At 69.0% G+C, this 24688-nt stretch carries 27 protein-coding genes; 8 read left to right on the forward strand and 19 right to left on the reverse strand.

The genetic code is table 11. The features are described 5' to 3' along the window. Nucleotides 1–103 precede the first annotated feature (103 nt). From ACN20X_RS08485 to ACN20X_RS08500, 4 genes are all read left to right on the forward strand, one after another. Entirely contained in the window at nucleotides 104–415 is a 312-nt protein-coding gene (locus ACN20X_RS08485) for a DUF4148 domain-containing protein (protein ID WP_016449055.1), read from the forward strand. Between the two features lie 189 nt (nucleotides 416–604). After that, on the forward strand, nucleotides 605–1774 hold the full coding sequence (gene pabB, locus ACN20X_RS08490) for an aminodeoxychorismate synthase component I (RefSeq protein WP_473210463.1): 1170 nt from the start codon (nucleotides 605–607) through the stop codon (nucleotides 1772–1774). 14 nt (nucleotides 1775–1788) lie between these two features. Next, on the forward strand, nucleotides 1789–2424 hold the full coding sequence (locus tag ACN20X_RS08495) for an aminotransferase class IV (RefSeq protein WP_473210464.1): 636 nt from the start codon (nucleotides 1789–1791) through the stop codon (nucleotides 2422–2424). A 138-nt stretch (nucleotides 2425–2562) separates the two neighbouring features. Beyond that, nucleotides 2563–3546: a Bug family tripartite tricarboxylate transporter substrate binding protein gene (locus ACN20X_RS08500; RefSeq protein WP_126312553.1), complete on the forward strand. Its 984-nt coding sequence runs from the start codon at nucleotides 2563–2565 to the stop codon at nucleotides 3544–3546. Between the two features lie 48 nt (nucleotides 3547–3594). Here the strand turns inward: ACN20X_RS08500 and ACN20X_RS08505 are convergent, their stop codons facing one another. The 10 genes from ACN20X_RS08505 to ACN20X_RS08550 all read right to left on the reverse strand — a co-directional run bounded on the left by ACN20X_RS08505 (nucleotide 3595) and on the right by ACN20X_RS08550 (nucleotide 10651). Further along, nucleotides 3595–4233 (reverse strand): tRNA-uridine aminocarboxypropyltransferase, encoded by a 639-nt coding sequence (locus ACN20X_RS08505; protein WP_016449051.1) that lies wholly within the window; start codon nucleotides 4231–4233, stop codon nucleotides 3595–3597. A gap of 15 nt (nucleotides 4234–4248) precedes the next feature. Beyond that, complete coding sequence (locus ACN20X_RS08510; protein ID WP_012203756.1) at nucleotides 4249–4608, reverse strand: 5-carboxymethyl-2-hydroxymuconate Delta-isomerase; 360 nt, start codon at nucleotides 4606–4608, stop codon at nucleotides 4249–4251. A gap of 31 nt (nucleotides 4609–4639) precedes the next feature. Further along, nucleotides 4640–5857: an 8-amino-7-oxononanoate synthase gene (gene bioF / locus ACN20X_RS08515; protein WP_473210465.1), complete on the reverse strand. Its 1218-nt coding sequence runs from the start codon at nucleotides 5855–5857 to the stop codon at nucleotides 4640–4642. Further along, nucleotides 5854–6555: a dethiobiotin synthase gene (gene bioD, locus ACN20X_RS08520; protein WP_043790591.1), complete on the reverse strand. Its 702-nt coding sequence runs from the start codon at nucleotides 6553–6555 to the stop codon at nucleotides 5854–5856. Before bioD ends, bioF begins: the two co-directional genes overlap by 4 nt. Beyond that, complete coding sequence (gene bioA / locus ACN20X_RS08525; protein WP_473210466.1) at nucleotides 6552–7874, reverse strand: adenosylmethionine--8-amino-7-oxononanoate transaminase; 1323 nt, start codon at nucleotides 7872–7874, stop codon at nucleotides 6552–6554. The genes bioD and bioA overlap by 4 nt, the downstream gene beginning before the upstream one ends. 27 nt (nucleotides 7875–7901) lie before the next feature. Further along, nucleotides 7902–8282: an aspartate 1-decarboxylase gene (gene panD, locus ACN20X_RS08530; protein WP_016449047.1), complete on the reverse strand. Its 381-nt coding sequence runs from the start codon at nucleotides 8280–8282 to the stop codon at nucleotides 7902–7904. A gap of 151 nt (nucleotides 8283–8433) precedes the next feature. Further along, complete coding sequence (locus tag ACN20X_RS08535; protein WP_016449046.1) at nucleotides 8434–8799, reverse strand: 6-pyruvoyl trahydropterin synthase family protein; 366 nt, start codon at nucleotides 8797–8799, stop codon at nucleotides 8434–8436. An 8-nt stretch (nucleotides 8800–8807) separates the two neighbouring features. After that, the gene (gene queE, locus ACN20X_RS08540) at nucleotides 8808–9446 is read right to left on the reverse strand and encodes a 7-carboxy-7-deazaguanine synthase (RefSeq protein WP_016449045.1); all 639 of its coding nucleotides are present in this window, start codon (nucleotides 9444–9446) and stop codon (nucleotides 8808–8810) included. Nucleotides 9447–9505: 59 nt separating this feature from the next. Next, nucleotides 9506–10372 carry a segregation and condensation protein A gene (locus ACN20X_RS08545; RefSeq protein ID WP_026062089.1) on the reverse strand — a complete coding sequence of 289 codons (867 nt, stop codon included), beginning with the start codon at nucleotides 10370–10372 and terminating at the stop codon, nucleotides 9506–9508. Nucleotides 10373–10447: 75 nt separating this feature from the next. Continuing rightward, nucleotides 10448–10651 carry a DUF3460 family protein gene (locus tag ACN20X_RS08550; protein WP_016449043.1) on the reverse strand — a complete coding sequence of 68 codons (204 nt, stop codon included), beginning with the start codon at nucleotides 10649–10651 and terminating at the stop codon, nucleotides 10448–10450. A gap of 46 nt (nucleotides 10652–10697) precedes the next feature. Between ACN20X_RS08550 and bamE the strand changes: the two genes are divergently transcribed. Both bamE and ACN20X_RS08560 read left to right on the forward strand, forming a co-directional pair. Then, on the forward strand, nucleotides 10698–11195 hold the full coding sequence (gene bamE, locus ACN20X_RS08555) for an outer membrane protein assembly factor BamE domain-containing protein (protein WP_016449042.1): 498 nt from the start codon (nucleotides 10698–10700) through the stop codon (nucleotides 11193–11195). Nucleotides 11196–11368: 173 nt separating this feature from the next. Next, complete coding sequence (locus ACN20X_RS08560; protein ID WP_016449041.1) at nucleotides 11369–12019, forward strand: YitT family protein; 651 nt, start codon at nucleotides 11369–11371, stop codon at nucleotides 12017–12019. Nucleotides 12020–12021: 2 nt separating this feature from the next. Here ACN20X_RS08560 and ACN20X_RS08565 read toward each other — a convergent pair whose 3' ends face one another. The 4 genes from ACN20X_RS08565 to ACN20X_RS08580 form a co-directional block, all read right to left on the reverse strand. Continuing rightward, nucleotides 12022–12306 carry a hypothetical protein gene (locus ACN20X_RS08565; RefSeq protein ID WP_047217956.1) on the reverse strand — a complete coding sequence of 95 codons (285 nt, stop codon included), beginning with the start codon at nucleotides 12304–12306 and terminating at the stop codon, nucleotides 12022–12024. Between the two features lie 12 nt (nucleotides 12307–12318). Further along, nucleotides 12319–14385, reverse strand: a complete 2067-nt coding sequence (metG, locus tag ACN20X_RS08570) for a methionine--tRNA ligase (protein ID WP_473210467.1) — start codon at nucleotides 14383–14385, stop codon at nucleotides 12319–12321. A gap of 139 nt (nucleotides 14386–14524) precedes the next feature. Beyond that, nucleotides 14525–15763: a patatin-like phospholipase family protein gene (locus ACN20X_RS08575; protein ID WP_016449038.1), complete on the reverse strand. Its 1239-nt coding sequence runs from the start codon at nucleotides 15761–15763 to the stop codon at nucleotides 14525–14527. A gap of 56 nt (nucleotides 15764–15819) precedes the next feature. Next, complete coding sequence (locus ACN20X_RS08580; RefSeq protein ID WP_026062090.1) at nucleotides 15820–16380, reverse strand: restriction endonuclease; 561 nt, start codon at nucleotides 16378–16380, stop codon at nucleotides 15820–15822. Nucleotides 16381–16518: 138 nt separating this feature from the next. On the opposite strand from ACN20X_RS08580, the gene apbC reads away from it, so the two are divergent. Together apbC and ACN20X_RS08590 are read left to right on the forward strand one after the other, a co-directional pair. Next, a complete protein-coding gene (apbC, locus tag ACN20X_RS08585; RefSeq protein WP_012203771.1) occupies nucleotides 16519–17610 on the forward strand; it encodes an iron-sulfur cluster carrier protein ApbC in 1092 nt (363 codons plus the stop codon). A 192-nt stretch (nucleotides 17611–17802) separates the two neighbouring features. Next, on the forward strand, nucleotides 17803–18762 hold the full coding sequence (locus tag ACN20X_RS08590) for a LysR family transcriptional regulator (RefSeq protein ID WP_047217954.1): 960 nt from the start codon (nucleotides 17803–17805) through the stop codon (nucleotides 18760–18762). On the opposite strand, the gene ACN20X_RS08595 is transcribed toward ACN20X_RS08590, so the two are convergent. The 5 genes from ACN20X_RS08595 to ACN20X_RS08615 all read right to left on the reverse strand — a co-directional run bounded on the left by ACN20X_RS08595 (nucleotide 18759) and on the right by ACN20X_RS08615 (nucleotide 24667). Then, nucleotides 18759–21083 carry a xanthine dehydrogenase family protein molybdopterin-binding subunit gene (locus ACN20X_RS08595; RefSeq protein WP_016449035.1) on the reverse strand — a complete coding sequence of 775 codons (2325 nt, stop codon included), beginning with the start codon at nucleotides 21081–21083 and terminating at the stop codon, nucleotides 18759–18761. The two genes, ACN20X_RS08590 and ACN20X_RS08595, sit on opposite strands and share 4 nt — an antisense overlap. 107 nt (nucleotides 21084–21190) lie before the next feature. Beyond that, nucleotides 21191–21880 carry an N-carbamoylsarcosine amidohydrolase gene (locus ACN20X_RS08600; protein ID WP_017406172.1) on the reverse strand — a complete coding sequence of 230 codons (690 nt, stop codon included), beginning with the start codon at nucleotides 21878–21880 and terminating at the stop codon, nucleotides 21191–21193. After that, the gene (locus ACN20X_RS08605; protein ID WP_473210468.1) at nucleotides 21877–22962 is read right to left on the reverse strand and encodes a 2,5-dihydroxypyridine 5,6-dioxygenase NicX family protein; all 1086 of its coding nucleotides are present in this window, start codon (nucleotides 22960–22962) and stop codon (nucleotides 21877–21879) included. Before ACN20X_RS08605 ends, ACN20X_RS08600 begins: the two co-directional genes overlap by 4 nt. 50 nt (nucleotides 22963–23012) lie before the next feature. Continuing rightward, nucleotides 23013–23867: an alpha/beta fold hydrolase gene (locus ACN20X_RS08610; RefSeq protein ID WP_016449032.1), complete on the reverse strand. Its 855-nt coding sequence runs from the start codon at nucleotides 23865–23867 to the stop codon at nucleotides 23013–23015. An 11-nt stretch (nucleotides 23868–23878) separates the two neighbouring features. Next, a complete protein-coding gene (locus ACN20X_RS08615) occupies nucleotides 23879–24667 on the reverse strand; it encodes a maleate cis-trans isomerase family protein (protein ID WP_016449031.1) in 789 nt (262 codons plus the stop codon). Nucleotides 24668–24688: the final 21 nt, after the last annotated feature.

Below are 24688 nucleotides of genomic sequence, written 5' to 3' on the forward strand. Positions count from 1 at the left end.
AAAACACGTGAGAAAACGCACAGACGAAGAATGCTGCAGCGCCGCATAGTACGTCCATGCCGTGAGGAAATGAATGCCGAGCGGCCTTTTGAAAGGATCTGACATGCGTACCCTCTCCGCTGCACTGGCCGCCCTGACCCTGGGCCTCGCCGGCACTGCAATGGCCCAAGAAGCCGTTTCCCCCTCGTCCTCCGCCACCGCAGGCCTGAGCCGCGCCGAAGTGCTGGCCGACCTCGAGATGTGGCACCAGGCAGGCATGACCTACCTGCCCTCGCCCTCGGCTGACCGCGAAATCGGCTACAACTCGGCCGAATACCAGCGCGGCCTGGCCCGCTACCAGCAACTGCGCAGCGGCCCTGCCTACCGCGAGGCCGTGGCCCGCCTGGAAGGCCAGCACACCGTCACCCAGAAGTGATGTGAATGGATATGGGTCCGGCATGGTGCCGGGCCTGTTGGTGGAAAGCGTCCTTTCGGGACGCTTGGTTTGGCGCCCTTCGGGGCGCTTTTTTGTTTCCCTCGCTCTACACTGGGCGGCCCCGTGTCAGTGGCTGCTATCGATAGCGAAGCTGCTGATGCAAGTACAGCATGCGTTGACGGCCGTTTTGTGAAGTTTCTGATCGATTTTCCCAACCCCCATGACGGCTCGGCCGCCCGGCTGCGCCATGGCTTCGGGCCGCCGCTGCGCAGCCTGGCAGCCCATGCGCCCGAGCAGGTGCGCGGTGTGCTTGACGCCGTGCAGCAGGCTGCCCAGGCCGGCCTGTGGTGCCTGGGCTGGGTGCGCTACGAGGCGGCGGCGGCGTTTGACGCGGCCTACGCCGGCGCCCTGCATGCCACGCCGCCAGGCGAGCCGCTGGCCTGGTTTGCCGTCTTCGACGGCCCCCGGCCCTGGCCTGAAGACGCGGACGCAGTCGAGACCGGCCCTCAGGCGCAATCTCAGGCGCAATCTCAGGCGCAATGGCAGCCCGGCCTGGAGCGTGCCGATTTCGATGCCGCCATTGCGCGCATCCACGAGGCGATTGCGGCCGGTGACTGCTATCAGATCAATTACACGGCCCAGTTCATGGGCCGGCTGCTGGGCGACATCCCATCGCTGTTCGCCGCGCTGCGACGTGCCCAGCCCGGCGGCTACGTGGCCTGCATGGACAGCGGCGACGAGCAGGTACTGTCCGTCTCGCCCGAGCTGTTCTTCGACTGGGATGGCGAGCGCATCCTCACGCGCCCCATGAAGGGCACGGCGCCGCGTGGCGCCACGCCTGCACAGGACGAGGCGAATGTCCAGGCCATGCGGTCCTCGCCCAAGGAGCGGGCCGAGAACGTGATGATCGTGGACCTGCTGCGCAACGATGTCTCGCGCATTGCCGAGCCTTTCAGCGTCCAGGTGCCGCGCCTGTTCCATGCCGAACCCCTGCCCACCGTGTGGCAGATGACGTCCGACGTGCAGGCGCGCACGCGGCCCGGCACCGGCCTGGCGGACGTGTTTGCGGCGCTGTTTCCCTGCGGCTCCATCACGGGCGCGCCCAAGCGCCAGGCCATGCGGCTCATCCACGAGCTGGAATCGGGTCCGCGCGGCGTCTACTGCGGGGCCGTGGGCGTGGTGCGGCCCGGCACCACCGCGGGGCGCGTGCACGCCACCTTCAATGTGCCCATACGCACGGTGGTGGCGCGTGGCACGGAACTGCGCTGCGGCATCGGCAGCGGCATCACCTCGGGCGCCGAGGCGCCTGCCGAATGGCAGGAATGGCGCCACAAGAGGGCTTTTCTGGACAAGGTGTGAAAGGGCGTGCAGCCATGGCGGATACGGACTTCGATTTCGACATTCTGGAAACCCTGGCCCTGCGGGATGGCGGTTTCATCCACCTGCAGCGCCATGTGACGCGCATGCAGGACGCGGCGCGGCATTTCGGCCGGCCCTGCACGGATGCCGTGCTGGAGCAGGCATTGCAGCAACTGCGCCAGGCGCACGCCAGCGGCCACTGGCGCGTGCGCCTGGCGCTGGAGGCCACGGGGCGGATACAGACCCAGGCGGCGCCGCTGCCGCCTTCGGCCACGCCTGTTCGGCTGGCGCTGGCCGACCGGCCCATCGCCAATGCGGTGGCGCGTGGCGACTGGGTGCGTTTCAAGACCTCGCGCCGCGCGCACTACGACAGCCTGCAGCCCACCGATGCCTCGGTGTTCGACACCGTGCTCCACAACGAGGACGGCGAGATCACCGAGGGCACGCGCGGCAACATCGCCGTGCTGCTGGCGGGCCGCTGGGTGACCCCGCCGCTGTCCAGCGGCCTGCTGCCCGGCGTGGGCCGCGCGGTGGCGCTGGACGAGGGCCGCGTGGTGGAGCACCCGGTGCGGCTGGACGACCTGCCACGCGTGCAGGGCTGGGCCTTCGTCAACAGCCTGCGCGGCTGGCTGCCGGCGGTCCTGCGCTGAATTGCAGGCCAGGGCCACGGGCGGAACTCATGGTTTTCAGGGATGGATTCCACAAGGCAATGTCAGACAATCGGTGAATATTGTTGAGCAATATCATTTTGATTGTTGGCTGATGCCTGCCTCCCCTGAGATCGATCCATGCATGAATTCCATATTTCCCGCCGCGCGCTGATCAGCGCCGCGGCTGTCCTGGCGGCGGGCCCGCTGTGCGCCCAGACCACCTATCCCAACAAGCCCATTCGCGTCGTCGTCGGCTACGCGGCAGGCGGCTCGGTCGACCTGGTGGGGCGCGTGGTGGGTGACATCCTGGCCAAGCACCTCAATGCGACCGTCGTGGTCGACAACGTGCCCGGTGCCGCCGGCGTGGTGGCCGCGCAGCGCGTGGTCGGTGCCAAGGCCGACGGCTATACCCTGCTCGCAGGCTCCAGCAACGAATTGGCGGGCACGAAGTTCGTCAACGCCGCGCAGAAATACGACCCGGCCACGGACCTGACCGGCATCGCGCTGACCGGCGTGCTGCCCAACCTGTGGGTGGCCGGCACCAAGATGCCGGCCAGGACCCTCGACGAGTTCATCGCCCTGGCCAAGGCCCATCCCGGCAAGTACAGCTACGGCAGCCCGGGCATCGGGTCCACGCCGCATTTCTCGGGCGAGCTGATCAAGAAGATGGCCGGAGTGGACATCGTCCATGTGCCCTACAAGGGCTCGGCCGCGATGACCAGCGACCTTGCGGGCGGCAACCTGGACTTCGCCATCGTCTCTCCCTCGGTGGCGGCTCCGTTCATCCAGAGCGGCAAGATCAAGGCCCTGGGCGTGACCACGGCCCACCGCATCGCCATGATGAAGGACGTGCCCGCACTGGGCGAGAACGCGGCGCTCAAGGGCTACGCGCTGAGCGGCTGGTTCGGGCTGGCGGGTCCCAAGGACCTGCCTGCCGATGTGGTGGCCAGCCTGCAGAAGGCCTTGAAGGCGGGCCTGGCCGATCCGGCGATGCGTGCGCGCCTGGAAGGCGCGGGCATCATTGCCCCCACGGGTGACGAAAACCTGGCCCAGATCATCCGTACCGACATGGGCAAGTACGCCGAACTGGTCAAGTTCGCCAGGATCACGCCGGAAAACTGAAGCACGGCCTGCCGCCATGAAAAACGCCTCGTTCCCCGAGGCGTTTTTTCATTCGGGCCTGTGCCGGGCATGCAGGGCCAGCAGCCCCTCGAGCGCATCGCGCAGCGGCTGCAGAGACGGGCCGGCAGGCGCCAGCCGTTGCAGCGCGCAGGCCGCTGCCTCCAGCGTGGACAGCTGGCCCGGCGCATGGGCCTTGCGCAGGGCGCCGTAGCGCGAGGCGGGCAGGTCGCCCTGCAGTGCCAGGCGGGGCAGGGCCTGCAGGCCGGGGTTGAGGTAGAGCATCTTGCGGCTCTTGCGCCAGGTGGCGTCCAGCACCACCAGGCGCAGGTCCTCGGGGCATGGCGCGGGCTGCGGCCAGGGCGCTTGCCTGGCCAGGCCCAGCTGGTCGCCGTGCGGTGTTTCCGGATAGAGCAGTACGGCCTGTCGCGGGGCGTCGCCCGACTGCCAGGGCGCGTGCAGCAGTGCCTGCAACTGCGCTGGCTCGAAGGCCTCGCCCACCGCCAGGCGGCTGGCGGGCAGGCACAGGTGCAGCAGCCGGCCCGTGCCCTTGGCCTGCAGTTCTTCCTCGGGATGCTGGAGCACCAGCAGCTGCACCGCATGCGGCACCGGCTGCACCAGGGGGCACAGGCAGGTGCGCTCAGGGCGCAGGCATTGCGCGCAGCGTGCGCGGGTGCTCACGGCGGACAAGGCCCGGCGCCTGCCTTACAGGCGACCCTTGTAGTAGCTGGGCTTGTCCATGTCGGCGATTTCCACGCTGAGCTGGACCATCATGCCGGCCGGCTGGGGCGTGAGGCGGCGCAGCACCGCGGCAATGCCTTCGGACAGTTCCTTCTTGGCCGTGTCGGTACGGCCCGCCAGCAGGCGCAGCTGCACGTGGACGAAGCCGCGGTTGGCCGGTGCCGAGCCGATCTCGAACTGGCTGACCGGCAGCAGGCGGGCCTTGACGTCGGCCTCGTCCAGGATGCTGGGGTGGCCGCAGACGAAGGCGTTGAGTTCGGTCAGCAGTTGCTGGCCGGGCAGGCCGGCGAGGTTGTCGGTGTATTCGACGTAGAGATGGGGCATGGATGTCTCCGTTCCGGTGGTGAAGAGGGATTCAGGGCAGGGGTGGGGCCAGGCGCGAGACCTCGTCCAGCGCCGTCAGCAGCAGCTGCACGTCGATGCGCGTGTGGGAGGCCGACAGCGCGATGCGCAGCCGCGCCGTGCCTTCGGGCACGGTGGGCGGGCGGATGGCGGGCACCCACAGGCCGCGCTCGCGCAGGCCTTCCATCACGGCCAGGGCCGTGGCGTTGGAGCCTATGACCAGGGCCTGCACGGCGGTGCGCGAAGGCAGCAACTGCCAGCCCGTGCGCGCCAGCAGCGGCGTGAGGCCGGCGCGCAGCTCGGCAATGCGTTCGGCCAGGGCCTCGCGGCGCTCGTCCTCGGCCTCGATCAGGGCCACGCTGGCCTGCAGAGCGCTGGCCAGCATGGGCGGCGCGGCCGTGGCGAAGATGTAGCTGCGCGTCTTTTGCAGCAGCCACTCGACCAGCATGTCGCTGCCTGCGACAAAGGCACCGGCCACGCCAGCGGCCTTGCCCAGCGTGGCCATATAGAGCACGCGGGGCGAGGCATTTGCGCCCGTCAGTCCCGCCTCGGCCAGGCTGCCCCGGCCTTGTGGGCCGAGCACGCCGAAGCCATGCGCGTCGTCGAGCAGCAGCAGCGCGTCGTACTGCTCGCACAGCGCCAGCAGGCCGCGGATGTCGGCCACGTTGCCATCCATGCTGAACACGGCATCGCTGATGACCAGCTTGCGCCGGGCCGTGCTGGCGGCCAGTTGCGCGGCCAGGTCGCCCAGGTCGGCATGGGCATAGCGGTGGACCTGGGCGCGCGACAGGCGGGCGCCGTCGATCAGGCAGGCGTGGTTGAGCGCATCGGAGAACAGGGCATCGCCCGCGCCCACCAGGGCCGGCACGATGCCGGCATTGGTGGCGTAGCCCGCATAGAAGTAGAGCGCGCGCGGCAGCTGCACGAAGTGCGCCAGCTGTTCCTCCAGCGCGGCGTTGGCCGTGCTGTGGCCGCTGACCAGGGGCGAGCCGCCCGAGCCCACGCCAAAGGCCTGGGCGCCCGCGCAGGCGGCGCGCACCAGGGTGGGGTGGCCGGCCAGGCCCAGGTAGTCGTTGCTGCAAAAGGCCAGCATGGGGTGGCCGTCCACCTCCATGTGGGCGCCGCTGGCAGCGCCCTGCAGCGGCGCCGTGGTGCGGCGGCGGCGGCGCAGGTGGGCCGCGTCGAGCTCGGCGATGCGCGCGGGGATGTCGTCCAGCCAGGAGCCGCTCATTGCCATTGCTCCGGCAGGGTGTAGGTGGTGGCGCGCGGGTCGGGGTGCTGCTGGAAGGGGATGTCGGCCAGCAGCGGCGCCTGCAGTTGCCGGTCCAGGTGCTGGCGCAGCCAGGCCATGTTTTCCTCGGGCACCAGCATGGCGGGGTCCACGCGGCTGGCAATCCAGCCGGCCAGCCGCAGTCCGCGCGCGCGGATGGCCTCGGCCGTGAGGGCGGCGTGGTTCAGGCAGCCCAGCCGCAGGCCCACGACCATGACCACGGGCAGGTCCAGCGCGCAGGCCAGGTCGGCGCCCGAGAGCTGGTCGGACAGCGGCACAAGAAAGCCGCCCGCGCCTTCCACCACCACGGCGTCGGCCTGTTCGGCCAGGCGCCGGTAGCTGTCCACGATGTGTGCGATCTCTATGGAGCGGCCCGCGCGCTGCGCGGCGATGTGCGGCGACATGGGATCGGGCAGCAGCACGGGGTTGTCGAGTTCGGGCGGCACGGCCAGGGTGGAGGCGGCGCGCAGCGCCAGCGTGTCCTCGTTGGCCCAGCCGCCGTGGCCGTCGGGCTCGGCGCCTGCGGCCACGGCCTTCATGCCCACCACGCGGGCATGGTGGCGGGCCAGCGCATGCAGCAGCCCGCAGGAGGCCAGGGTCTTGCCCACGCCCGTGTCGGTGCCGGTGACAAAGCAGCCAATGGTGCGGTGGGCGTTCACGAATGGTTCTCCTGGGCCAGGGTGTCTTCAAGGGCCGCCAGCGCGCTGGCCGCCAGGTGCTGCACGGCTTCTTCGTCCAGCAAATAGGGAGGCATGGCGTAGAGGGTGTTGCTGATAGGGCGCAGCAGCAGCCCGCGCTCCAGCGCGGCTGCGCTGTAGCGACGCGAGAAGTCGGGCAGCGAGGTCTGCACATCCCAGGCCCAGATCATTCCCTGGCGCCGTGCGTGGCGCACGCGGGCGTGCTGGTTCAAAGGGGCGAAGGCGCCGTCAAGCCTTTGCGCCAGCGCGAGGTTGTCGTTGATGGCATCGGTCTGCTCGAACAGCTCCAGCGTGGCCAGGGCCGCACGGCAGGCCAGCGGGTTGCCGGTGTACGAGTGCGAGTGCAGGAAGCCGCGCGCCACGGAATCGTCGTAGAAGGCGGCGTAGACGGTCTCGGTGGTCAGCACGGCCGACAGGGCCAGCGTGCCGCCCGTCAGGCCCTTGGACAGGCAGATGAAATCCGGCCGGATGCCGGCCTGCTGGTGGGCGAACATGCTGCCCGTGCGGCCGAAGCCCACGGCGATCTCGTCCACCACCAGGTGCACCTCGTAGCGGTCGCACAGGGCGCGCGCCAGGCGCAGGTATTCGGGGTCGTGCATGGCCATGCCGGCCGCGCACTGCACCAGCGGCTCGACGATGAGGGCGGCCGTGGTCTCGTGGTGCTGCTCCAGCCACTGGCGCAGGCCTTCGGCGGTGCGCCGTGCCACATCGACCGGGCTTTCGCCGCCTTGCGCGCCGCGTGCATCGGGGCTGGGCACGGTGTCGGCCAGGCGCACCAGGGGGGCATAGGCTTCGCGGAAGATGGGAATATCGGTCACGGCCAGCGCGCCCACGGTTTCGCCGTGGTAGCCGCCGGCCAGGCCGGCAAAGCGGCTCTTGGCGGGGCGGCCCAGGTTGCGCCAGTAGTGCGCGCTCATCTTGAGGGCGATCTCGGTGGCCGATGCGCCGTCGCTGCCGTAGAAGGCATGGCCCAGGCCGGTGAGCGTGGCCAGTCGTTCGGACAGCTCCACCACGGGCGCGTGCGTGAAGCCGGCCAGCATCACATGGTCCAGCCGGGCGAGCTGGTCGGTGAGTGCGGCCTGGATGTGCGGATGGCTGTGGCCGAAGAGGTTGACCCACCAGGAGCTGACGCCATCCAGGTAGCGGCGTCCTTCGGTGTCGTGGAGCCAGGGCCCCTGGGCGCGCGCGATGGCGATGGGGGGCGCGGCCTCGTGCCGCTTCATCTGGGTGCAGGGGTGCCACACAGCCGCAAGGCTGCGGGCGGCAAGCGATTGAGTCATCGCGCGATTGTCACACCGCAGCGCAGCTCACAGCTGCTGCGTGGGCACGTGGTGGCGCAGCTCGACCTGGCGGTTGGCATCGTCCACGAAGACCAGCTGGGGCCGGTGCTCGGCCACGTCGGTCTCATGCACCTGGGCAAAGGACGCAATGATCAGCAGATCACCCACGGCAGCACGGCGCGCGGCCGAGCCGTTGACCGAGATCATGCCGCTGCCGCGCTGGCCCTTGATGGCATAGGTGACGAAGCGCTCGCCGTTGTCGATGTTCCAGATGTGCACCTGCTCGTTCTCGACGATGTTGGCGGCGTCCAGCAGGTCCTCGTCGATCGCGCAGGAGCCTTCATAGTGCAGCTCGCATTGCGTGGTCTTGACGCGGTGGATCTTGGATTTGAGCAGGGTGCGGAACATGTTTTGTCTCTCGAGGGGGCGCTTGGGCGCGATCTTGACGGTGGCGGGGACTGGCAAAAAAAGCCACCAAGTCTATCTGCGAACCGCCAAACCCATGATGGCCGTGGAGTTGCTCTTCCGGGGGCGGCTCTCTGGCAGGCCTGGCTTGAGGTCAGCCCAGATCCAGCACGCAGCCATCGCCGATGCTGTCGCGCCATACGCGGATGCGGCTGGGAGCGGGCTGCAGGTCGGCCAGGGAATCGGCAATGAACAGGCACAGGTTTTCCAGCGTGGGCTTGCCCAGGCCGGGGATTTCGTCGAGGAAGCGGTGGTCCAGCGCGTCGCCCAGGGTCTTCAGGCGCGAGCGCAGGTAGCCCAGGTCGATCACCATGCCGTTGTCCGGGTTGCGCGGGCCGGTGACGCTGACTTCGGCGTAGTAGGTGTGGCCGTGGATGCGGCGGCTGCTCTCGGTCTCGATGGCGCGCTCCAGCGTGTGGGCGGCGTCGAAGAAAAAGCGCTGGTGAACGGTGAACTGCATGGCAAAAATCAGCGGATGCCGGTGAGCTTGTGGGTCTGCAGGCTCAGGCGCCAGGCCGGGTGCTGCAGGCATTGCGCTATGCAGGCGGCCGTGTTGTCGGCCTGCAGGACGTTGTCCATGGGCTGCAGGAAATAGTGGTCGAAACGGGTGCCGGCCTCGATGGCCTGCAGATCGAAGCCGGGCTGCGGCCAGACCAGCTTGAGCTCCTGGCCGCTGCGCTGCACCCAGTCGGCGCCCGCCTTGGGGCTGATGCACAGCCAGTCGATGCCCTCGGGCGCTGCCACGGTGCCATTGCTTTCCACGGAAATGCGAAAGCCGCGCGCATGCAGGGCCGCGATCAGGGGCTCGTCCACCTGCAGCAGGGGCTCCCCCCCGGTCAGCACCACCATGCGGTGCCGGCTGTCGCCGGCCGGCCACTGGGACAGGATGCGTTCTGCCAGGGCGTCGGCCGTGGCGAACTTGCCGCCCAGCGTGCCGTCGGTGCCCACGAAGTCGGTGTCGCAGAACTGGCAGATGGCGCTGGCGCGGTCCTGCTCGCGGCCGGTCCAGAGGTTGCAGCCTGCAAAGCGGCAGAACACGGCCGGCGTGCCGGCCTGGCCGCCCTCGCCCTGCAGGGTGTAGAAGATTTCTTTGACGCTGTAAGTCATGGTGCATGGAGGCCGGTGGTGCCGGCCTGTCGGTGTGCGCGTGCCTGTGTCCGTGCCCGCTAGACGGGCGTATAGGCCAGGCGCACGTAGATGGGCGCAAAGGCTTCGGCCTGGGTGATCTCGATCAGCGTTTCCTTGGCCAGCTCCAGCAGGGCGATGAAGGTCACGACCAGCACGGTCGATCCCTTCTCTGGCTGGAACAGGGTCTCGAACTCGACGAAGCGCCGGCCCTGCAGGGCCTTGAGCACCTGGCTCATGTACTCGCGCACCGAGAGTTCCTCGCGCGTGATCTTGTGGCTTTGCACAAGCTTGGCACGCTTGAGAATGTCGCGCCAGGCCGATTGCAGCTCGGCCACGTCCACATCGGGGAAACGCGGCTGCAGGTTCTGCTCGATATGGACCTGGGCCCGGAGGAAGTCGCGCCCGTAGTGCGGCACCTGGCCCAGCTGTTGGGCAGCGAGCTTGATCTGCTCGTACTCCAGCAGGCGGCGCACCAGTTCGGCGCGCGGGTCCTCGGCTTCCTCGCCATCGTCCTGCTTCTTGGGCGGCAGCAGCATGCGCGACTTGATCTCGATGAGCATGGCCGCCATCAGCAGGTACTCGGCCGCCAGCTCGAGGTTGCGGCTGCGGATTTCGTCGACATAGCGCATGTACTGGCGCGTCACGTCCAGCATGGGAATGTCGAGGATGTTGAAGTTCTGCTTGCGGATCAGGTACAGCAACAGGTCCAGCGGCCCTTCGAAGGCTTCGAGGAAGACCTCCAGCGCATCGGGCGGGATGTACAGGTCCTGCGGCAGGGCGAACAGCGGCTCGCCGTACAGGCGCGCCAAAGCCACCTGGTCGATCACGACCGGTGAATCGTCGCCAGGAGCGGGGGATGCGGCGCCGGCGCCCGCAGGCGCCAGTGCGGACTCAGCCTCGGCCATGCCTTGCTGCGCAGGCATCAGCTGCATGCGCACGGTGCCACAGCGAAACAGGCTGATGTGTCATTGCAGCCGAAATCAGGAGTTCGTCTGGTAGACGTAGGGCTTCTGGTCCACGCGGCCGGCGCGCAGGTCTTCCCAGACTTCGTGGTTCACGTCCTTGTCCCACAGCAGCGAGCGGCCGGCCAGCTGCTGGCTGGGCAGCTCGGGCTTTTGCTTCTTCAGCTCGTTGATGAAGTTCGTGGCGTCGGAACGGTAATCGGGGCGGCGAAAGAATGACATAGACTGATAACCTCTTGAATCGCGTGATTTTACCGGGACACCGCCGATGAACCTAGTCTCCCGTCTTCTGGGCGTTGCCGTGGCCGTGATGGGCATGCTTGGGCTGCCCGGCTGCGATCCCCAAAACATCAAGGAACTCGAAGAAGGCCTGTCCACCGAGGCCGACGTCCGCGCCCGCTTTGGCGAGCCCGAACGCATCTGGACCGAGCCCGACGGCTCGCGCACCTTCGAGTACAACCGCCAGCCCGCCGGCAGCCGCAACTACATGATCACCATCGGCACCGATGGCCGCATGAGCGCGCTGCGCCAGGTGCTGGCGCCGCACAACTTCGAGAAAATCCGCCCCGGCATGGACGAGGAGCAGGTGCGCCGCATGCTGGGCAAGCCTGCCAAGGTCACCACCTACCAGCTCAAGCAGGAAACCGACTGGGACTGGAACTACATCGATCCCCCCACGCGCGACATGGAGTTCACCGTGACCTTCGGCCCCGACGGCCGCGTGCTGCGCAGCGCCGGCCGCGAGAAACTGCACGGCGGAGCCTGACAACAGGCCCTTGCAAGCTCCTGCAAGCCCCTGCGGCGCGCTGTACCCTGCACGCCACAGCGCGCCGGGGCAACAGTCTCTAGAATCCGGGTTTGTACCTATGACACCCCATGGGTACGGTGAAGGCCCCGAACCGGGGTCTTTGCGACGATAGATCTGTCATCACCCCGACAATGTCCACGCCTTCCCTACCCGCTGCCGCGCCCGCTGCGCCTGTTTCGGCCACCGCTTCGCTGCGCCATGGCCTCTTCGAGGATGTCCAGGCCCTCTTCACCGGAACCCTGTTCGTGGGCATCGCCATGATGATGTTCGCCCAGGCGGGGCTTTTGACGGGCAGCACGGCGGGCCTGGCCTTCGTGTTGCACTACGCCACGGGCTGGCCGTTCGGCCTCATCTTCTTCGCGATCAACATCCCGTTCTACTGGTTTGCCTGGACGCGCGTGGGCCGCACCTTCACGGTCAAGACCTTCATCTGCGTGGGCGCGCTGTCGCTGATCACAGAAATGGGGCCGCGCCTCATCCACATAGACTACCTGCACCCGGCCTTTGCCGCCATTGCGGGCGGCCTGCTCATGGGCTCGGGCCTGCTGTTCCTGGCGCGCCACCGCTCCAGCCTGGGCGGCGCCACCATCGCCTCGCTCTACCTGCAGGACCGGTACGGCATCCGCGCCGGCAAGGTGCAGATGGCCATCGACTGCTGCGTGGTGCTGCTGGCGCTGTGGGTCGTGCCCTTCGAGCGCGTGGCCTGGTCGGTGCTGGCGGCCGTGATCATGGGCGTGTTCCTGGCCGTGAGCCACCGGCCCGGGCGCTACGCCGGGCAGTAGCCTCAGGGCGTCAGGGGCTGCCCATCGGGCGTGCGGTAGCGGACCGTGATGCCGCTGTTGTCTGCGGCTGCCCCGTCATCGCTCATCGCATCGACGGCCTTGCCCACTCCCTTGCCGACGATTTTTGCCGTGCCCACAGCCGCATCCGCGGCCAGCCCCACGGCCGAGGCCGTGACGCTGACCGCCGTGGCCGTCACGGCCACCACGGTGCAGCCGGACAGCAGGGCCGCGGCGCACAGGCAAAGAAAAGCCCCCAGGGCCGGGGACCGTGAGGGCTTGCGGGACATGGATGGCTTGCTTCAGTGGATACGCATGCCGGGGGTGGCGCCTGGGAAAGGCTCCAGCACATAGATGCCGGGATTGCTTTTCTCATCGGCGTGGCTGGCGGCCAGCACCATGCCTTCGGAGATGCCGAACTTCATCTTGCGCGGCGCCAGGTTGGCCACCATCACGGTGAGCTTGCCCTGCAGCTGCTCGGGCTGGTACATGCTGGAGATGCCGGAGAACACGTTGCGTGTCTTGCCTTCGCCCACGTCCAGCGTGAGCTGCAGCAGCTTGGTCGAGCCTTCCACGGGCTTGCATTCCACGATCTTGGCGATGCGCAGGTCCACCTTGGCGAAGTCGTCGATGCTGATGGTTTCGGCAATTTCCTCGCCACCGGGCAGGACCTTCTCGACCACGGGCTCGGGGGCCTCGAACAGGGCCTCCAGCTGCTTGACGTCCACGCGCTGCATCAGGTGCTTGTACAGGCCGATGGCATGGCCGGCGCCCAGCAGGCTCTGTGCGTCGGCGAACTGCAGCGGCGCCACGTTCAGGAAGCCTTCCACCTGTTCGGCCACGGCCGGCAGGATGGGCTTCAGGTAGATGGTCAGCAGGCGGAAGGCCTCGATGCAGGTGGTGCACACGTCCTGCAGGCGGGCGTCCATGCCTTCCTGCTTGGCCAGCTCCCAGGGCTTGTTGGCGTCCACGTATTCGTTGACGCGGTCGCACAGCTGCATGATCTCGCGCACGGCGCGGGCCGTGTCGCGGTTCTCGAAGGCCTGGACGACGGCCTCGCTCTGGCCGCGCAGCTGGGCCAGCAGGGCCTGGCCGTCTTCGCTGACCGTGCCCAGCTTGCCGTCGAAGCGCTTGGCGATGAAGCCGGCCGCGCGCGAGGCGATGTTCACGTACTTGCCGATCAGGTCGGAGTTGACGCGGGCCATGAAGTCATCGGGGTTGAAGTCGATGTCTTCATTCTTGCCGTTGAGCTTGGCGCCCAGGTAGTAGCGCAGCCACTCGGGGTTCATCTGCAGGCCCAGGTACTTGAGCGGGTCCAGGCCGGTGCCGCGGCTCTTGCTCATCTTCTCGCCGTTGTTCACGGTCATGAAGCCGTGCACGCAGATCTTGGTGGGCGTCTTGCGGCCGCTGAACTTGAGCATGGCGGGCCAGAACAGCGTGTGGAAGGTGATGATGTCCTTGCCGATGAAGTGGAACTGCTCCAGCGCGGGGTCGGCCATGTAGGCCTCGTAGTCCTCGCCGCGGCGGTCCAGCAGGTTCTTGAGCGAGGCCAGGTAGCCCACGGGCGCGTCCAGCCAGACGTAGAAGTACTTGCCCGGCGCATCGGGGATCTCGATGCCGAAGTAGGGCGCGTCGCGCGAGATGTCCCAGTCGCCCAGGCCCTCGCTGGTCGTGCCGTCCGGGTTGGTGCGCACGCTGAACCATTCCTTGATCTTGTTGGCCACCTCGGGCTGCACGTGCTGGCCGTCCTGGGTCCACTCGGTCAGGAATTCCACGCAGCGCGGGTCCGACAGCTTGAAGAAGAAATGCTCCGAGCTCTTGAGCACGGGCTTGGCGCCGGACAGCGCCGAGTAGGGGTTGATCAGGTCGGTGGGCGCGTAGACGGCGCTGCAGACCTCGCAGTTGTCGCCGTACTGGTCCTTGGCGTGGCAGCGCGGGCATTCGCCCTTGATGAAGCGGTCGGGCAGGAACATGTTCTTCTCGGGGTCGAAGAACTGCTCGATGGTGCGCGTCTCGATGAAGCCGGCAGCCTTCAGGTCCCTGTAGATCTGCTGGGCCAGCGCGTGGTTCTCGGGCGCGTCGGTGTTGTGCCAGTTGTCGAAGGCGATGTGAAAGCCGTCCAGGTACTGCTTGCGGCCTGCGGCGATGTCGGCCACGAACTGCTGGGGCGTCTTGCCGGCCTTCTCGGCCGCAATCATGATGGGCGCGCCGTGGGCGTCATCGGCACCCACGAAGTTGACCGCGTTGCCCTGCATTCGCTGCGCACGCACCCAGGTGTCGGCCTGGATGTATTCCATGATGTGGCCGATGTGGAAGTTGCCGTTGGCGTACGGCAGGGCGGTGGTGACGAAGAGTTTGCGTGCGGTCATGGATGGCGGCTTTCTCGGGGGAACCTGACATTCTAGAAGGGCTGGGCGGTTGTGGGGCGGCGATGGCTTTTCCGTGCAGGCCGACATACGGGGGAGTTGTTGCGGGCCTTCGCTGCGCCAGGCCTGTTGGCTGCAGGCGTCAGCTGGCGACCAGCGGGCGCTGCCAGCCCATGAACTGCTCTATGTCGCTGCGCCGCGCCAGCGCGTCGCGCCGGCCCAGGGCCATGAGTTCGCGGGTGAAGCTGCGCTCGAACAGCAGGTAGCTGGCCAGGGCGGCGCCGCGCGGGTCGCTGGCGTCCTGGCGCACGCCCAGGGCACCCAGCAGGGTGCGCATGGGCAGCGGCAGCTGGCCCACGTGGCGCGCGGCGATGGCGTCTATGCGCTCGGAGGGCGAGATGACCAGCAACTGCAGCGGGCGCAGCCGGCTGCGTTCGCGGTCGGCGGGCGGGATCAGGGCCAGGGTCTGGTTGATGCGCTCGGCACGCTCCACGTCCAGGGACAGGGCGTCCAGGAAGATGCTCGACAGCGTGTGGCCCGCGATGTGGGCCAGCGACGGGTAGCTTGCGCCTTCCGGCGGAGGCCTGGCCGGCGGCTCGGTGCGCCGGCCCGCGCCCACGACGAGGATGCGCTCTGCGCCCAGGTGGATGGCGGGCGCCAGCGGTGCGGTCTGGCGCATGGAGCCGTCGCCGAAGTATTCGGTGGCGCCGTCCAGCGGCAGCGGCGTGGCCGGAAAGATGAAGGGAATGGCCGAGGAGGCCAGCAGGTGCGCGTGCGTGATCTGGGCGGCGGCGGCCTTGCGCTGGTTGCGCACCCAGGGCTGGAGCTGGTCCTGCGCCTGGCAGAAGGTCACATGCTCGCTGGTGGTGTAGCTGGAGGCCGAGACCGCCAGCGCGCGCAGGTGGCCGTCCGCGATCAATTGCGGCAGGCGTTCCAGCGGAACCAGGCCACACGACAGCAGGCGGCCCAGTGGCTGGTTGTCCAGCAGCGAGCGCGGGCGCATGCGGCCCCAGCGCGCCAGGGCCCAGCCCAGGGACAGCAGGGTCAGCCAGCGCGCGCCGCTGCGCAGCACGCTCAGCGAGTCGGACAGGTAGATGTCCTCGGGCCGCAGGTTGCGCCAGATGCGCGACATGCGGCGCACGGCCCGGTCGAAATGGTCGCTGCCGCAGGCCAGGGCGGCCGCGTTGATGGCGCCGGCAGAAGTGCCGACCAGGATGGGGAAGGGATTGGGGCCATGCTGCTGGCCGCAGGCGCGGCGTATCTCGGCAATGGCCTCCAGCACGCCGGCCTGGTAGGCGGCGCGGGCGCCGCCGCCGCTGAGCAGCAGTCCGGTGCTGGGGGGAGGGAGGCTGGAGTCGGGTGAGGGCGCGGCATCGGGCATGCCTGGAGTGTGCCGCGCGCCGGCCGTCATCAGATCAGGGGATGACCCCGAAGGAATCAGGCCTTGGCCAGCAGGGAGCCCAGGTCCTTGCCGGAGATCAGGGCGATGCCCTGCTGCTTGGCCCAGGCGGCTGCATTCTCGGCCGGCGGCTGCAGCGACAGGTAGCAGACCGTGGCCGCATCGCGCGCCTGGCCTGCGGCCAGCAGGGCGCGCAGCGGCTCCATGCCGTGCACGCCGGCCTTCCAGCGCCTGGCGCTGGCCACGGTGGTGCTGCCTTCGCGTTCCAGCACGAAGTCGGCGCCGTCCTTGTCGGACAGGCGGGTGACGGTGTAGCCCTCGGCCTGCCAGGCGCGATCGAGCCGATCGGCGAACTCGCGCCAGCTTTGCTGGGCGGCGATCTCCAGGGCCTGCTCCACCTTGGCGGGGCTGGGCGCGCGCAGCTGGCGCCAGGCGGCAACGCAGCCTATGCCGAAGAAGGGCAGGGCGGTGATGGCGGCGAACGGCGCGATGTCCTTGGGCAGCAGCGCCGTGGACACCAGGGTCACCAGCGCGGCCAGCGCGATGCTGATCCACCAGCGCGAGCGCAGCAGGATCGCGAACAGGGAGTTGTGGGCCATCTTGAATTTCACGGGGCGGATCTTTCGCGGAAAAAGGCGGGAGAAATGGGAACAAAGCCAGCGGGGCCTGCATTGTCTCGCGCGGGCGAGGGCTTGGGGCCTTGGATAGACTATCCGGCTCTAGGAGTAATCAAAGCAATGGCAGTCACAGAACAAGCGCTCTTGGCCGCGCTCTCCAGCGTGCTCGACCCCCACACCGGCAAGGACTATGTGAGCACCCGCGCCCTGCGCAACCTGCAGGTCACGGGGGCCGACGTGGCCTTCGACGTGGAGATGGGCTATCCGGCGCAAAGCCTGGTGCCGGCGCTGCGCGGCCAGTTCGTCGCGGCGGCCAAGACCGTCGAGGGCGTGGGCAATGTCTCGGTCAACATCACGTCCAAGGTCGCCGCGCATGCGGTGCAGCGCGGCGTGCAGCTGCTGCCGGGCGTCAAGAACATCATCGCCATCTCGTCCGGCAAGGGCGGCGTGGGCAAGAGCACGACCACGGCCAACCTGGCGCTGGCGCTGGCCGCCGAGGGCGCGCGCGTGGGCATCCTGGACGCCGACATCTACGGCCCCAGCCAGCCCATGATGATGGGCATCTCCGGCCGCCCCGAAAGCCCCGACGGCAAGACCATGGAGCCCATGGAAAGCCATGGCGTGCAGGTCATGTCCATCGGCTTCCTGGTCAACAACGACCAGGCCATGATCTGGCGCGGCCCCATGGCCACGCAGGCGCTGGAGCAGATGCTGCGCCAGACCAACTGGAAGGATCTGGACTACCTGCTGGTGGACATGCCGCCCGGCACCGGCGACATCCAGCTGACGCTGGCCCAGCGCGTGCCCATGACGGGCGCCGTGGTCGTCACCACGCCCCAGGACATCGCCCTGATCGACGCCAAGAAGGGCGTGAAGATGTTCGAGAAGGTGGGCGTGCCCATCCTGGGCCTGGTGGAGAACATGGCGGCCCACGTCTGCACCAACTGCGGCCATGTGGAGCACATCTTCGGCGCCGAGGGCGGCAAGCAGATGGCGGCCGAGTACGGCATCGACTACCTGGGCGCCCTGCCCCTGTCGCTGCAGATCCGCCTGCAGGCCGACAGCGGCAAGCCCACCGTGGTGGCCGAGCCCGACAGCGAGGCCGCGCAGATCTACAAGAAGGTGGCGCGCGACCTGGCCGTGAAGGTGGCGCTCAAGGCGCGCGATTTCACGAGCAAGTTCCCCACCATCACGGTGAGCCAGGGAACCTGAAATGCTGCGCCCCCTGAGCGGCTGCGCCGCTTCCCCCTCTCTCGCTGCGCGGGAGGGGGACGACGCCCTCGGGGCGGGGCGGCCCTTCCTCGGCGTCCCTGGGTTGGATTACGCCAGTTTTTCTCGCACTGTCCATGTCGATCTGATTTGTGCCGAAATCGGTGGCATGGTAATCGACTCAGGTTATTGCGCATGAACCTGCTGACCTCGATGCGGTATCTGGCGGCGCTCAACGAGCACCGCCATTTCGGCCGCGCGGCGCTGGCATGCCACATCACCCAGCCGGCGCTGTCCAATGCGCTGCGCGCGCTGGAGGAGGAGTTCGGCACGGTCATCGTGCGCCGGGGCCGCTCGTTCGCGGGCTTCACGCCCGAGGGCGATCAGGTGCTGGCCACGGCCCTGGCCATGCTGCGGGCCGAGGAAGGCCTGCGCCAGGAACTGAGCGCCGCCGCCGGCGCGCTGCGCGGGCAGCTGCGCATGGCGGCCGTGCCCACGGCCATGCCCATGCTCACGCGCTTTGCGGCCCTGCTGCGCGAGCACCATCCGGGCATCACGCCCGTGGTGCTGTCCATGAGCTCGGCCGAGATCGAGAGCGGGCTCGAAGACCTGTCCCTGGACCTGGCCCTGGGCTACAGCGCGCGCATGCCGCCGCGCGGACCGCGCCTGCAGTCCTGGCCCCAGTACGAGGAGCACTACTACCTGCTGTGCCGCGAGTGCTGCGATGGGCAGGGCGAGGGCCGGCCCTTTGCCTTTGGCGCCGACATCGCCTGGCGCGAAGTGGCCGGCATGCCGCTGTGCCTGCTCACCCCCGACATGCACAACCGCACGGTGATCGACGAGGCCTTCGCCGCCGTGGACATGGCCGTGCAGCCCGCCATGGAAACCAACTCCGTGCTGACCCTGGTGATGGCCGTGGCGCAAGGAACGGATGGCATGACCACCGTGCTGCCCGGCGCCATGGTGGCCACGGTGCGCCACATGCCGGGCCTGGTGGCGCGGCCGCTGCGCTCGCCCGAACTGGTCACCCCCATAGGCTTCATGGCCCAGCAGGGCGTGGCGCCCACGCGCGCGCTGCAGGCCGCGCTGCAACTGCAGGACGACGCCGGTTGGCGCGCGCAGTGCCTGCGGCATGCGGGGGCGCTGAAAGACTAGGCGGGTTGTGCAGTCTCTGGCGTGGCGTTCGGCGCGGCATTCAGTGCGGCGCGCACCACGTCGGGCGTGAAGGGCGCGGCGTAGAAGCGCCGGCCGGTGGCGTCGAACAGCGCATTGGCCAGCGCGGCCGGGCCGGGGACCGAGGCCGATTCGCCTGCGCCCATGGGGGGCTCGTCCTGGCGCGGCATCAGCACCACTTCGATGGGTGGCAGGTCGCGGAAGCCGATGATGGGGTAGCTGCCCCACTCGCGGCTGGCCACGCCTTGCTCGTTGAAGGCGACCTTCTCCATCAGGCTGCGGCTCAGGGTCTGGATGACGTTGCCGTGGATCTGGTGGCGCACGCCGTCGGGGTTGACCATCATTCCCGTGTCCTGGCCCACGACCAGGCGCCGCACGGTGATGCGGCCGCTGGCGGGGTCCACGTCGATGTCGATGACCCAGGCGGCCCAGGCCGCGCCGAAGCCGGGAAAGCGGCTGTGGATGTAGCGCGCATAGGCCACGCCGCGCCCGTGAAGCAGGCCGTCGGCGCCGGGGAGGCCCCGGCTTCCCGGCTGGTTTGGCTGCCAGCCCGCGTGGCGGGCCGTGGCCTCGATCAGCTCGACGGCGCGCGGGTCATCGAGGTGGCGAACACGGTAGTCCACGGGGTCGGCACCGGCCGCGTGGGCCAGCTCGTCGATCATGCAATCGTGGGCAAAGGAATTGGGCAGGGCCGAGACGCCGCGCAGCCAGGACGAGCGCACGATGGGCGCCATGTCATGGCAGGTGATGCGCTGGCTGGCGTAGCGGTAGGGCGGCACGGCCGTGCGGTCGCCCATCTCCAGCGTGCGCGGCTCGCCCGGGATGCGGCCCGTGAGCAGCAGGGCCAGCAGCGGCGCGTCGTTGGAGGGGTAGCGCACGGCAAAGTCGTAGGCCAGCAGTTCTCCCCGGGCATCGATGGCCGCGCTCACGTCCATGAGCTGGGCCGTGCCCTTGGGCTCCCACTGGTGTTCCTGCTCGCGCGTGAGCTGCACGCGCACGGGCGCGCCCACGGCCATGGACAGCAGGGCGGCGTCGGCGCAGACATCGTCGGCGCAGTTGCGGCCGTAGCAGCCGGCCGCCTCCAGGCGCACGATCTCGATGCGGTCCTCGCCCAGTTGCAGCAGGCGGTCCAGGTCGGTGCGCAGCATGTGGGGGTTCTGCGTGCCGGCCCAGAGCTTGAGACGGCCCTCGCTGAAATCGGCCACGGCGCAGGACGGGCCGATGGAGGCATGCATCTGGTAGGGCCAGACGTAGCTGCGGCGCAGTTCGGTGGCCGCACCCGTGCCGACGCCCGCGAAGGCATCGTCCACAGTGCCCTGGTCCACCAGCGAGCGGTGCTGGGCGGGATTGGCGCGTATCGCCGCAGCCAGATCGGATAAGTCAGGCGCCGGCGGCACGGCCTGCCATTGCACGCGCAGCGCGCGCATGGCGGCAATGGCCTGTTCCTCGCGGTCGGCGACCACGCCGACGAAGTCGCCCTCGGTGACCACCTGCACGTTGCCGGGCAGGTGGGCCACGGAGTCGCGCTCCACTGCCACCAGGCAGCGGCCGATGAAATCGCCGCCGTCGCGGCCCGGGTGCGGAGGGCGGATGACGCGGCCATGGCGCATGCCGGGCACGCGCACATCGTGCACAAAGCTCAGCTCGCCCGTGGCCTTGGCAGGGATGTCCACGCGCGCCGTGCCACGGCCGACGAGCCGGTATTCGCTGGCGGGCTTGAGCTTCACCTCCTGATCGGGCGGGGCCAGCGTCAGCTGCAGCTGCTGGCCGCGCAGCAGATCGCCATAGCCGAGTTCGCGGGCATCGCTGCCATCGGCAAAGCGCACCAGGCCTTCGCGCGCCTGGAGCCGGTCCGCCGCCACGCTCCATTGCTGCGCGGCCAGCGCCAGCAACTGCTCGCGCGCCTGGGCGGCGGCGCGGCGCAGCGGCACGGCCGAGATCTGGATGCTGGCGCTGGCAATGGTCGGGCCCTGGTTGGGTGCGGCGGCCGTGTGGCCCAGCACCATGTCCAGGCGCTCCAGAGGCACTTCGAGTTCTTCCGCCACGATCTGCGCCAGGGCCGTGCGTATGCCCGTGCCCAGGTCCACATGGCCGTTGAAGGCCAGGGCGCGCCACCCCTGGGGCGCGGCTTCGTCGGCCAGCACGGCCACGAAGACCTCGGGCGTGGATTGCACATAGTCGGAGGCCGTGCCGGGCTGGCCGGGCGCAGGGCGCGGCGGCGCCACGGGCTGGCGCACCACGAGCAGGGTGTCGGCGCGCGTGAGCAGCTGTGCGTGCAGGGCTTGGGGCTGGGGCAGGTTCATGGGGCGGTGTTCTTCGCGGGCACGCCTTCAGGCGAGCCCTGTGCATGTTATGCACTCCGGGGCCGGCTGCGCAGGGCCGGCCCCATAGGCGCGTTGGCGCGGTGGGATCAACCTGCGGCGAGGGCGTCGGTGTCGGCGATGGCCTGGCCCAGCGGCATCACGGCCGCGTACTTCTGGGCCATGTCGAACAGGTTGGCCTCGTGCGGGCCCAGGGCGCGGTCGCCGCAGCAGTCGGCCACGACCAGCGGGCGGAAGCCCGACTGCATGGCATCGACCACGCTGGCGCGCACGCAGCCGCTGGTCACGCAGCCGGCCACCAGCAGGGTCTGCACGCCGCGCTGGGCCAGCCAGGGTGCGAGCATGGTGCCGAAGAAGGCCGAAGGCGTGCTCTTGCGCACCACGTATTCGCCAGCGGCCGGGGCCAGCTGGGGCACGATGGCGCTGTTGGGGCTGTCTTCCTTCAGGGTCAGCATGCCGGGCACCTTCAGGCAGAAGATGTTGTGGTCGGCATCGTCGTCCGAGAACACGATGCGGCTGTGCGCCACGGGCCAGCCGCGCTCCCGCGCATGGGCCAGCAGGTGCTGCGTCTGCGCGATGGCTTCGGGGATGTTGCCGCCGCCGAAGACGGCCGGGTCGGCAAAGCCGTTGACGAAGTCGATGATGAGCAGGCCGAACGGGGCCTTGAGCGGCAGCGGTGTGCCGAAGCCCTGGCGTGCATAAACCGAGATGTCAGCAGAGATGTCGCCCTGCACGCCCTCGGTGGGAACGCTCTGCGTGCTGGTGGTGGCGGTTGTCATGCGATGTCCTTTCCTTGCTTGGACCTTTTGGCGGCGCGCGCCAGTCCTTCCTCGTCCTGCACCACACCGTCGATGACCGTGGGCTTGCCGTCCAGCGCCACCGAGCAGTGGCGCATGGGGATGTCGATGTGGCAGGCCGTGGTGCGGCTGCCGCCGGCCTCGTTGTTGGGGCCCATGGACCAAAGGAAGTTGCCCTCGAAGGCGCGGGCGTCCATGCCGATGTGGGTTTCCTTGTTGTAGTGGGCCAGCATGGACCAGTGGGCGCGCGGCTGCAGCCCCCAGCCGATGTGGGAGACGGCATAGGCCTCGGGGTCCTCGTAGGAGGCCATGTACTCCTTGAGGATGTCGGCCTGCAGGCCGCCGCTGATGCGCGTGACGTAGCCCTTTTCGATGACGAGTTCGATGGGCTCGGTCACGTAGTCCTTCATGGGCAGCAGGATGTCGCCCCGGTCCAGCACCACGCGGCCGTTGCTCTCGCCCTCGTCGGGCCAGGTCAGCACGAAGCCGCTGGGCCAGTGGTCCCAGCGGCCGGGCTGGTCCACGAAGCCGTATTCGCAGATGGCCGGGAAGCTGCCCAGGCGGCAGCGCAGGTCGGTGCCCGCGGCCGAGGTGATGTGCATCTGCCCGGCCGCCTCGATCAGCTTGGATGCGGCCTGCACGCGCGCGCGGTCGCCCTCGGTGGGCACCAGGCGGCACAGCACCTCGGGCGGCTCCACGGCCAGCAGGATCTTGGTGCCGGTCTGCAGGATCTCGTGCTGCTCGGGCGAGAACAGCAGCGTCATCAGGTCCAGCACCAGGTCGCTGGCCTTGAGCGCGGCGATGGCGGCGGGGTTGTCGGTCAGCGGTGTCGTGCCCAGGTAGGCCAGCGAGTCGCGGCTCAGTGATTTTTCGGCATTGACGGGCGGCAGGTCCAGGCGGTTGACGCGCGCACCCATTTCGCTGGAGGCGGCAATGGCGCAGCGCAGCGTCTGCGGGTGCGTGTCGGCGCCCGTGAGCACGGTGACGGTCTGGCCGGCTTCGAGCCGGGACAGCGTGAGCACCTGCTTCCAGGCGTGGATCAGATCGATATCGCTGACGGACATGGTCGGCTCCTTGGTGTCGCGATGGATGGGAGTGGGCTGCGGTTGGACATTCAGTCCACCCGCGCGCCGAGGAAATCGCCCAGGGCCGAATAGAACCCGGCCTCGTTGTCCCAGGGAATCATGTGGCCGGCATTGGGCACGCGCACATGCTCGGTCTGGGGTGCCAGGCCTTGCCACTCGGCCACGTCCTCGCTGCGCACCACGTCGCCGCGCTCGGCCGTGACCAGCAGCAGCGGGTGCTGGATGCGGGGCAGGTCGGCATGGATGTCGTCACGGCCGAAGTCCTCGAAGCTCTGCACGATGGCCGGCTCGTGGCAGGTGTGCAGCCACTGGGCGCGCAGCTGGCGCTGCTCTTCGGTCCAGGTGGGGCAGAAGGCGCGCATGGCCTCGGCATCCATGCCCAGCGTGGCCTGGCGGATGGAGTCCACATACCAGGGCAGGGCGGCCGGGTAGGCGCGGCGGCCGGGGCCGGAGACCGGCGGATCGACGATGACCAGGCGCGTGAGCCCCACCGGCTGGCTGCGCGCGGCGCGCACGGCGATGCGCCCGCCCATGGAGTGGCCGACCAGCGCCCAGCGCTGCAGGCCCAGGGCCTGGGCGAAGGCGGCCACGTCGGCGGCCTGGGCATCGAGGCTGTAGTCCAGGCCCGGGCCCGAGGACGACAGGCCGCGCCCGCGCACGTCCAGCACATAGGTGTCGAACTGGCGGCCCAGGTGCTCGGCCACGAAGCCCCAGGTCACGGCCGGGCTGGTGATGCCGGGGATCAGGATGACGGCGTCGCGCTGCGCGCGTTCGCCCTCGGCGCCGCCGTAGCGCAGGTAGTGCTGGCGGATGCCGTTGGCATGGACGTTGCCGCCGTAGCGGAATGTGCTGGGGGTGCTGGGGGTGCTGGAGGTGCTGGTCATGCGTGTGTTCCTCAGGCCTTGGCTGCGCTGTTGCCGGTGTCGTAGGGGTAGGCGCCCGACAGCAGCGCACCCGCGCCCGGCACCACGGGGTCCAGCCCCAGTTCCTTGAGGATGGCATAGGTGGTGGCGATGGAGGCGGTCAGCACGGGCTTGCCGGTCTGGGCCTCGACCTGGGCCACGGCCGGCAGCGATGGCATCTGCACGCAGGCCGACAGCACGATCACGTCGGCGTCGGCGTAGTTCATGCCGGCCACGATGCCGGGCAGCTTGGCGGGGTCGTGGCGGCCCACGTCCAGGTTGTCGGGGATCTCCAGCGCGCGCCAGTCCACGATCTCGAAGCCTTCGGCGGCCACGTAGTCCATGACCAGCTGGGTCAGCGGAATCATGTAGGGCGCCACCAGGGCGATCTTCCTGGCGCCCATGACCTTGAGCGCTTCCACCAGCGCGCCGGCGCTGGTGATCACCGGGGCGGTGGCGCCATTGCTGGCCGTGCGCTCGGTCAGGCGCTGCTGCGAGACGCGGTGGTAGCCCTTGCCCATGGCCATGATGGCCACCAGGCAGGCATAGCCCAGCACGTCCACGCGCGCGTCGCTCAGCTCCAGCGCGCAGCGGTCGCTTTCGGCGTCCATGGCGGCCAGTTCCTCCTTCTGGACCTTCTTCATGCGCATGCGGCTGGAGTGGAAGGTGAAGCGGTCCTGCGGGCGCAGCGTGGAGTGGGCCTGCAGCATGGCCGGCACCTCGGTCTCCATGGTGGTGTTGGAGCTGGGGACGATCTGGCCGATGCGGAACGTTTTGGTCATGGACTTGCCTTTGCGAAGTTT

It is taken from the genome of Delftia sp. PX-1 (genome assembly GCF_055797465.1).

Bases quoted from the DNA above. Each gene is read 5' to 3' on its own strand.
- ACN20X_RS08485 (WP_016449055.1), top strand. From the start codon at position 104: ATGCGTACCCTCTCCGCTGCACTGGCCGCCCTGACCCTGGGCCTCGCC.
- ACN20X_RS08495 (WP_473210464.1), top strand. From the start codon at position 1,789: ATGGCGGATACGGACTTCGATTTCGACATTCTGGAAACCCTGGCCCTG.
- ACN20X_RS08500 (WP_126312553.1), top strand. From the start codon at position 2,563: ATGCATGAATTCCATATTTCCCGCCGCGCGCTGATCAGCGCCGCGGCT.
- ACN20X_RS08510 (WP_012203756.1), bottom strand. From the start codon at position 4,608: ATGCCCCATCTCTACGTCGAATACACCGACAACCTCGCCGGCCTGCCC.
- bioF (WP_473210465.1), bottom strand. From the start codon at position 5,857: ATGAGCGGCTCCTGGCTGGACGACATCCCCGCGCGCATCGCCGAGCTC.
- bioA (WP_473210466.1), bottom strand. From the start codon at position 7,874: ATGACTCAATCGCTTGCCGCCCGCAGCCTTGCGGCTGTGTGGCACCCC.
- panD (WP_016449047.1), bottom strand. From the start codon at position 8,282: ATGTTCCGCACCCTGCTCAAATCCAAGATCCACCGCGTCAAGACCACG.
- ACN20X_RS08535 (WP_016449046.1), bottom strand. From the start codon at position 8,799: ATGCAGTTCACCGTTCACCAGCGCTTTTTCTTCGACGCCGCCCACACG.
- queE (WP_016449045.1), bottom strand. From the start codon at position 9,446: ATGACTTACAGCGTCAAAGAAATCTTCTACACCCTGCAGGGCGAGGGC.
- ACN20X_RS08545 (WP_026062089.1), bottom strand. From the start codon at position 10,372: ATGGCCGAGGCTGAGTCCGCACTGGCGCCTGCGGGCGCCGGCGCCGCA.
- ACN20X_RS08550 (WP_016449043.1), bottom strand. From the start codon at position 10,651: ATGTCATTCTTTCGCCGCCCCGATTACCGTTCCGACGCCACGAACTTC.
- bamE (WP_016449042.1), top strand. From the start codon at position 10,698: ATGAACCTAGTCTCCCGTCTTCTGGGCGTTGCCGTGGCCGTGATGGGC.
- ACN20X_RS08560 (WP_016449041.1), top strand. From the start codon at position 11,369: ATGTCCACGCCTTCCCTACCCGCTGCCGCGCCCGCTGCGCCTGTTTCG.
- ACN20X_RS08565 (WP_047217956.1), bottom strand. From the start codon at position 12,306: ATGTCCCGCAAGCCCTCACGGTCCCCGGCCCTGGGGGCTTTTCTTTGC.
- metG (WP_473210467.1), bottom strand. From the start codon at position 14,385: ATGACCGCACGCAAACTCTTCGTCACCACCGCCCTGCCGTACGCCAAC.
- ACN20X_RS08575 (WP_016449038.1), bottom strand. From the start codon at position 15,763: ATGCCCGATGCCGCGCCCTCACCCGACTCCAGCCTCCCTCCCCCCAGC.
- ACN20X_RS08580 (WP_026062090.1), bottom strand. From the start codon at position 16,380: ATGGCCCACAACTCCCTGTTCGCGATCCTGCTGCGCTCGCGCTGGTGG.
- apbC (WP_012203771.1), top strand. From the start codon at position 16,519: ATGGCAGTCACAGAACAAGCGCTCTTGGCCGCGCTCTCCAGCGTGCTC.
- ACN20X_RS08590 (WP_047217954.1), top strand. From the start codon at position 17,803: ATGAACCTGCTGACCTCGATGCGGTATCTGGCGGCGCTCAACGAGCAC.
- ACN20X_RS08595 (WP_016449035.1), bottom strand. From the start codon at position 21,083: ATGAACCTGCCCCAGCCCCAAGCCCTGCACGCACAGCTGCTCACGCGC.
- ACN20X_RS08600 (WP_017406172.1), bottom strand. From the start codon at position 21,880: ATGACAACCGCCACCACCAGCACGCAGAGCGTTCCCACCGAGGGCGTG.
- ACN20X_RS08605 (WP_473210468.1), bottom strand. From the start codon at position 22,962: ATGTCCGTCAGCGATATCGATCTGATCCACGCCTGGAAGCAGGTGCTC.
- ACN20X_RS08610 (WP_016449032.1), bottom strand. From the start codon at position 23,867: ATGACCAGCACCTCCAGCACCCCCAGCACCCCCAGCACATTCCGCTAC.
- ACN20X_RS08615 (WP_016449031.1), bottom strand. From the start codon at position 24,667: ATGACCAAAACGTTCCGCATCGGCCAGATCGTCCCCAGCTCCAACACC.